The sequence below is a fragment of the Mycobacterium sp. TH-M11 genome (genome assembly GCF_057473725.1).
In genome coordinates this window covers 1-7,240 of sequence record NZ_JBYCLD010000390.1, presented here as the reverse complement: position 1 = coordinate 7,240, position 7,240 = coordinate 1, and the positions used below count along the sequence as shown (strand labels likewise).

Below are 7,240 nucleotides of genomic sequence, written 5' to 3'. Positions count from 1 at the left end.
CGCTGGTCGACGACCGACGGCGCGGTTTGCTGTCGATCGACCACAGATGGCCACAGTCAGGGCATTGCAGGTGCAGTAGCCAGCCCTGATTGCCCAGTAGTAACTGCCAGTGGGTAGCGCAATTGCGGCTGATCTGGCAGTCAGTGCACTCGGCGCCATGTCGGCACTGCGGACAGCCGAACCAGGCGCGGCGACACCGATCAGCGGTGGGATCAATCGGGAACACGGCCGGCCACCCGATCCGGAAGCACTCCAGCTGCCACCAGGTCGTCGTAGACACGTTGCTGGTCGTCGTCGAGATTCGAGTACAGCATCGCGTATGCGCGATCCTCCTGGGCCAGCACTTCCACCGGGTCCCAGTCGTCCCCGATCGCCTCGAGGACGGCGGCTCGGCGGCGCGCCTCGTCAAGAGTCAGGTCGTATGCGCATATCAGCTGATCCCGCTCGGCAGCCACGTGTTCTCCCTGTTCCCACATGTCGAAGTGCCGACATGTCGAGCTTTCAGGGTCGGCGGTCGCGCTCGCGGTCGGCAATGGCCTGCGCCACATTCGGCGGTTGAGGTTGATCACAGTTGTTCCACACGCAGGCGATGCGGGCGCGTAGAGCACCCGCGTCGGTGCGACGACGCGCAATCATCGCCGACCGACTTCGCGGGCGCCGCCGCCTAATGCGGGTGGTTGTGCTCGTGCTCTAGGTCGGCTTGATGCACATGCGGATGCGTGTGTTCGGTCCCGTCAGCGTGGGTGTGGTCGTGGTCGTGCTCGAAGTGCTCGTGCTCGTGGCTGGTATGCGGGTGCGCGTGCGTGCCTTCGCCGTGGCTGTGGTCGTGGGTGTGTGCTTCGTCGTGACTGTGTTGCGGGTCTGCCACTGTCGTCTCCCTGCTACGTGTGATCTCGGCGATGTGTGCTGTGAGCCGCATCCTATTGTGCTCTTTCGGTCCGCCGCGGAAACAAGCCGCAGCGGTGGGATGGGCGGCATCCTGTCCAGTCTGCATCCCCGGGCGGCGCCCGGGGTGTAGAACAGTGCGCATGGGCCCCAGGTGCCGGAGCTTCGGGACTCGGCGGTGATCGGCCGTGCACGAGCTTTCGCTGTGTGAGGCAATCGCCGGCGTGGTCAAACCGTACGCCGACGGTCGCCACGTGGACGTGGTACGCGTCAGGATCGGCGCGCTGCGCCAGGTGGTTCCCGAGTCGCTGTCGTTTTGCTGGACGCTGCTCCGGGACTACGAGGACATGCCCGACGCCGAGTTGGAACTCGAGTTCGTCACCGCTGAGGTGCGCTGCCGGTCCTGCGGCGACGAGTCGGCGATCACCTCGCAGTGGTCGTTGCTGTGCCCGCGTTGCCAGAGCGCCGACGTCGAGGTGCTGCGCGGCGACGAATTTTTGGTGACGTCATTGGATGTCTCGTGAAAGGTGTTGACGATGGGTAGATTTCATCGCCACGACGACGGAACCGTGCATGCCCACGAGCACGGCGATCACGCTCACGAGCACGGCGATCACGGCGGCTACCACACAGGTACGCAGCGTGTCGAGGTGCTGGAGGCGATTTTCGCGGAGAACGATTTACGCGCCGTGTCCAACCGAACTGCGTTTGAAGACAATGGCGTTCGTGCCATCAACCTGATGAGCTCGCCGGGCTCCGGCAAGACGACGGTGTTGCAGGCCACCCTCGACGAACTTGCCGGCGAGGTCGCCGTCGGGGTGATCGAGGGCGACATCGCCACCGACCTCGACGCCGCCAAACTCGGTGGCCGGGGCGCCCAGATATCGCTGCTCAACACCGGCAATGGATTCGGCGGCGAATGCCACCTCGACGCGCCCATGGTCGACCGCGCGTTGCAGGGACTGGACCTGGGCCGACTCGACCTGGTGATCATCGAAAACGTGGGCAATCTGGTCTGCCCGGCCGAGTTTGACGTGGGCGAACACGCCAAGGCGATGGTCTATTCGGTGACCGAGGGCGACGACAAGCCGCTGAAGTACCCGGTGATGTTCCGTGCCGTCGACGTGGTGCTGCTCAACAAGATCGATCTGGTTCCCTACCTGGACGTCGATCTCGAGTCCTACATCGCCCGTGTCCGCCAAGTCAATCCCACAGCGGCGATTTTGCCTGTCAGCGCCCGCACGGGTGCCGGCATGGCCGATTGGTTCGCTTGGCTGCGACAGTTCGCGGCGGGCTCAGCGACCTGAGCGCGTCGCGGTTTCGTCTCGCAAACGCGCCGGGGACGCCTGACCGTAATCCGCCGAAATACCAACACATGCAATTGATTCGCAAGACGGCTGATATGTTACGCAACACCACGCATCGACGATGTGGCGCGACGGCGGTCGGACCGCAACGATACGCGCCTGGTTACCGAAATCAGGCAGAAATCCGGAAACCCGTACGTGGCCATCGAATTTGCCAGAACACCGTTGACAAGGTAATGGGGCGAGAGTAAACCCAGGGAATAGCGCCGCGTAAGCGGGCCGATGGTCGACTCCCGCGGCACAGGGACCTCTAGCCCAGGTCCCGGAAAGCTGCGGTATGCCAACACAAGCAGCAGTCAAAGCCGAAGAAACATTGATTCACGTCCTATGGATCAATGCGGGTCTCAGTTGTGACGGCGATTCGGTGGCGCTGACTGCCGCCACCCAACCCAGTATCGAGGAGATCGCGCTCGGCGCACTACCCGGTCTGCCCAAGATCGCCGTGCACTGGCCGCTGATCGATTTCGAGTGCGGCCCCACCGGCGGCGCCGACGACTTCCTCGAATGGTTCTTCAAAGCCGACCGCGGCGAACTCGAACCGTTCGTGCTCGTCGTCGAAGGATCAATTCCCAACGAGGCCATCAAGAACGAGGGGTACTGGTGCGGGTTCGGCAACGACCCGGCCACCGGGCAGCCGATGACCACCAGTGAGTGGCTCGACCGGCTCACTCCCAAGGCGACAGCGGTGGTCGCCGTCGGAACGTGCGCCACCTACGGTGGCATCCACGCGATGTCGGGCAACCCGACCGGCGCCATGGGCGTTCCGGACTATCTGGGCTGGGAATGGAAGAGCAAAGCCGGTATTCCGATCGTCTGCGTGCCGGGCTGCCCAATCCACCCGGACAACCTGTCCGAGACCCTCACTTACCTGCTGTACATGGCGACCGGGCAGGCGCCGATGATCCCGCTCGACGAGGCGCTGCGGCCCCAGTGGCTGTTCGGCAACACGGTGCACGAGGGCTGTGACCGGGCCGGCTATTACGAGCAGGGCGATTTCGCCAAAGAGTATGGATCACCGAAATGCATTGTCAAACTTGGCTGTTGGGGTCCAGTGGTGAAATGCAATGTTCCCAAGCGAGGCTGGATCAACGGCATCGGCGGCTGCCCGAACGTCGGCGGCATTTGCATCGGATGCACGATGCCCGGGTTCCCGGACAAGTTCATGCCATTCATGGACGAACCCCCGGGCGGCAAGGTGTCTACCACGGCATCGGGTCTGTACGGCTCGGTGATCCGCAGTCTGCGCGGCATCACCAACCGCACTCTGGACAAGGAGCCGCGCTGGCGGCACAAGGGCGACACACTCACCACGGGCGCTCGCCGCACCTGGTAACGCGCACCATCTCAGCTCGAAATTAGGGAGCAAACTCCGATGACAACGATCATCCCCGAGCCGTCCCACGCCAAGCGCGAGCCCGGCCAACTCGTCGAGATGGCCTGGGATCCGATCACCCGGATCGTAGGCAGCCTCGGCATTTACACCAAGATCGACTTCGAGAACCGCGAGGTGGTCGAGTGCCACTCGACGTCGTCGATCTTCCGCGGCTATTCGATCTTCATGAAAGGCAAGGATCCTCGCGACGCCCACTTCATCACCAGCCGCATCTGCGGCATCTGCGGCGACAACCACGCCACCTGTTCCTGCTATGCGCAGAACATGGCCTACGGGGTCAAGCCGCCGCATCTGGGCGAATGGATCGTCAACCTCGGTGAAGCTGCCGAGTACATGTTCGACCACAACATCTTCCAGGAGAACCTGGTCGGCGTGGACTTCTGCGAGAAGATGGTCGCCGAGACCAACCCGAGTGTGCTGGCCAAAGCCGAGAACACCCCGGCACCGCAGGCCGGCGCGCACGGATACAAGACCATCGCCGACATCATGCGCTCGCTCAACCCGTTCAGCGGCGAGTTCTACCGCGAGGCGCTGCAAGTCAGTCGGTACACGCGGGAGATGTTCTGCCTGATGGAGGGTCGCCACGTGCACCCGTCCACGCTCTATCCCGGCGGGGTCGGCACCGTGGCGACCATTCAGCTGATGACCGACTACATGAGCCGGCTGATGCGTTATGTGGAATTCATGAAGAAGGTCGTGCCCATGCACGACGATCTCTTCGACTTCTTCTACGAAGCGCTACCGGGTTACGAGCAGGTGGGCCTGCGGCGCACGCTGTTGGGGTGCTGGGGCTCGTTCCAGGACCCCGACGTGTGCAACTTCGACTACAAGGACATGGAGCGCTGGGGCAACGCCATGTTCGTCACGCCCGGCGTCGTCGTCGACGGCAAGCTGGTCACGCACTCGCTGGTCGACATCAATCTCGGCATCCGGATCCTTTTGGGCAGTTCGTATTACGACGACTGGAATGAACAGGAGATGTTCGTCAAGACCGATCCGTTGGGTAATCCGGTGGATCGGCGCCATCCGTGGAACCAGCACACCAACCCGCATCCGCAGAAACGGGACATGGACGGCGGCAAGTACAGCTGGGTGATGTCGCCGCGCTGGTTCGACGGCAAGGATCACCTGGCTCTGGACACCGGCGGCGGCCCGCTCGCCCGGCTGTGGTCGACCGCGCTGGCCGGCCTGGTGGACATCGGCTACGTCAAATCCACTGGCCATTCGGTGCAGATCAACCTGCCCAAGACTGCGCTCAAGGGGCCGGTCGAGTTCGAGTGGAAAATCCCCCAGCACGGGTCCAACACCATCGAGCGCGACCGGGCGCGGACCTATTTCCAGGCCTATGCGGCCGCGTGCGCGTTGCACTTCGCCGAGAAAGCACTCGCCGAAATTCGGGCCGGTCGCACCAAGACCTGGGAGCGCTTCGACGTGCCCAAAGACGGCATCGGCTGCGGCTTCACCGAGGCCGTGCGCGGAGTTCTGAGCCACCACATGGTTATTCGCGACGGCAAGATCGCCAACTACCACCCGTACCCGCCGACCCCGTGGAATGCCAACCCGCGCGACAGCTTTGGCACACCAGGCCCCTACGAGGATGCGGTGCAAGGACAACCGATCTTCGAGGAGAACGACCGGGAGCATTTCAAGGGCATTGACATCATGCGCACGGTGCGCAGCTTCGACCCCTGCCTGCCTTGTGGTGTGCACATGTACCTGGGCAAGGGCAAGACGCTGCAGCGGCTGCACTCACCGACGCAAGCGGCGACCGGGGAGTGATAGATGGCTGATCGCCCCGAGGAGTTGGAGGGGGACGCGCTGTGGCGCTCGGCGGGCGATCGGATCCAGACGCTCTTGGATGCGACGTCGGCCGGCGGGACGGTGGCGCGTGAGCGCGCCGAGCACTTGGTTTGCGAGGTCGTCGATCTCTACGGTGCGGGTTTGGCTCGGATCGTCGCACTGATCGACGAGCCGGCGATAGAGCGGCTGGCCACCGACGACCTGGTCGCCAGCCTGCTGCTCGTGCACGGCCTGCATCCGCACGACCTGCGTCGCCGGGTTGCCGACGCACTCGACCGGGTCCGACCGTACCTGGGCTCACACGGCGGCGATGTGCATCTGCTAGACATCGTCGGCGACGCCGTGCAGCTTGCGTTCGCCGGTAGCTGCAAGAGTTGTCCGTCGTCGGCGGTGACGCTGGAGCTGGCCGTCGAGGACGCGATTCGCGCTGCTGCACCGGAGGTTTCGTCGATTGACGTGGTGGCACCCGAAGCCGCGGCAGCCGAGTCGGCGACGGTGATTCCGGCGGAATCACTGTTGGCCCACGTCCATTCCAGGGCACATGCGAACGGCGGCGCCTCGACGGCGTGGCATCCGCTGCCGGCGGTGGCCGATCTGGTCCCCGGCGAGGTCGGCGGCTTTTCAGTGGCCGGCGCCTTGGTGCTGGCCTGCCGGGTGGGCGACCAGCTGTATGCCTATCGTGACCACTGCCCCGCCTGCGACGGATCGTTGGCCGGCGCGGCGCTGCACCGACGAGCCGCGGGTGGCGATCCGGTGCTGCGATGTCCGCGCTGCCGCGCGCATTTCGACGTCGTGCACGCCGGGGCAGGGCTCGACGAGCTGGCCGGAGGCCCGGCGCGACACCTCGATCCCATCCCACTGCTACTGCGTGACGGCGTGCTGTCCATAGCGGTATCGGCCGAGCCGTTGGGCGCGCCGGCATGACCTGCGGTGGCGACGATGCGGAGCGCAGCGGTGAGGAGAAGCGCCGCCGATGAGTAGCGCCTACGACGTGCTGAGTCGAATCACCAACAACCGGCGGGCACCGCAGCCAGCCGGCGAGCGCTGCGAAATGTGCTCGGAGGGCATTGCCGACGAGCATCAGCACGTGGTGAATGTGGCAGGGCGGCAACTGATGTGCGTATGCCGTGGCTGCTATCTGCTGTTCACCGACAGCCACGCGCAGCTGCGCTACCGCTCGGTGCCCGACCGTTACCTGTCTTTTCCCGACTTCGCGCTTGATCGCCGCACCTGGGAACTGCTGCAGATCCCGGTCGGCCTGGCGTTCTTCTTTCGCAATTCCGCGCTGGATCGCACTGTCGCGTTCTATCCGGGACCGGCGGGGGCAACCGAGTCCGATCTCGACCTCGAGGCGTGGACCGCGATCAACGCGGCTGACCCGAGGGTGGCCCTGCTCGCCGACGACGTCGAGGCACTGCTGGTACGAGTCCGCGACGACCAACAGCCCGACTGCTATCTGGTCCCGATCGATGCCTGCTACGAGTTCGTCGGAGGGCTGCGGATGTTGTGGCGCGGCTTCGACGGCGGGCAAGAGGCGCGCGCATTCATCGACGCGTTCTTCGCCCAGCTGGCCGCCCGCAGTGCGGAGCGACGCCGATGACCAGCCCCACCACCCAGACCAGCGGGCTGGCGTTCACCGTCCTGGACGTGATACCCGAGCCCTACGCGGCTGTGCCGACCTTGACTGCGCGCGTGCGCGTTTCGGCACCCGACGACGAGCCCGTGCACGCGATCGCGCTGCGCTGCCAAGTCCGCATCGAACCATTGCGACGTGGCTACTCCGACGACGAAGCAG

9 protein-coding genes are annotated in these 7,240 nt (G+C 64.7%); 7 read left to right on the top strand and 2 right to left on the bottom strand.

Going from position 1 to position 7,240, the window contains the following annotated elements; genetic code table 11:
• Positions 1-212 precede the first annotated feature (212 nt).
• The gene (locus AC2VOG_RS15455; protein WP_486940752.1) at positions 213-455 is read right to left on the bottom strand and encodes a DUF6400 family protein; all 243 of its coding nucleotides are present in this window, start codon (positions 453-455) and stop codon (positions 213-215) included.
• A gap of 209 nt (positions 456-664) precedes the next feature.
• Positions 665-868, bottom strand: a complete 204-nt coding sequence (locus AC2VOG_RS15450; RefSeq protein ID WP_486940751.1) for a zinc transporter Slc39a7 — start codon at positions 866-868, stop codon at positions 665-667.
• Between the two features lie 205 nt (positions 869-1,073).
• On the opposite strand from AC2VOG_RS15450, the gene AC2VOG_RS15445 reads away from it, so the two are divergent.
• The 7 genes from AC2VOG_RS15445 to AC2VOG_RS15415 all read left to right on the top strand — a co-directional run.
• Positions 1,074-1,409, top strand: coding sequence for a hydrogenase maturation nickel metallochaperone HypA (locus tag AC2VOG_RS15445; protein WP_486940750.1), 336 nt, complete (start codon positions 1,074-1,076; stop codon positions 1,407-1,409).
• Positions 1,410-1,421: 12 nt separating this feature from the next.
• Complete coding sequence (hypB, locus tag AC2VOG_RS15440) at positions 1,422-2,192, top strand: hydrogenase nickel incorporation protein HypB (protein ID WP_486940749.1); 771 nt, start codon at positions 1,422-1,424, stop codon at positions 2,190-2,192.
• A gap of 337 nt (positions 2,193-2,529) precedes the next feature.
• A complete protein-coding gene (locus AC2VOG_RS15435) occupies positions 2,530-3,585 on the top strand; it encodes an NADH-quinone oxidoreductase subunit B family protein (RefSeq protein ID WP_486940748.1) in 1,056 nt (351 codons plus the stop codon).
• Positions 3,586-3,624: 39 nt separating this feature from the next.
• Positions 3,625-5,424, top strand: a complete 1,800-nt coding sequence (locus AC2VOG_RS15430) for a nickel-dependent hydrogenase large subunit (protein ID WP_486940747.1) — start codon at positions 3,625-3,627, stop codon at positions 5,422-5,424.
• 3 nt (positions 5,425-5,427) lie between these two features.
• Positions 5,428-6,369, top strand: a complete 942-nt coding sequence (locus AC2VOG_RS15425; RefSeq protein ID WP_486940746.1) for a NifU family protein — start codon at positions 5,428-5,430, stop codon at positions 6,367-6,369.
• Positions 6,370-6,418: 49 nt separating this feature from the next.
• A complete protein-coding gene (locus AC2VOG_RS15420; protein WP_486940745.1) occupies positions 6,419-7,045 on the top strand; it encodes a DUF5947 family protein in 627 nt (208 codons plus the stop codon).
• Positions 7,042-7,240 (top strand): DUF6084 family protein (locus AC2VOG_RS15415; protein ID WP_486940744.1); only part of this gene is annotated, 199 nt, incomplete at its 3' end. The genes AC2VOG_RS15420 and AC2VOG_RS15415, both read left to right, overlap by 4 nt.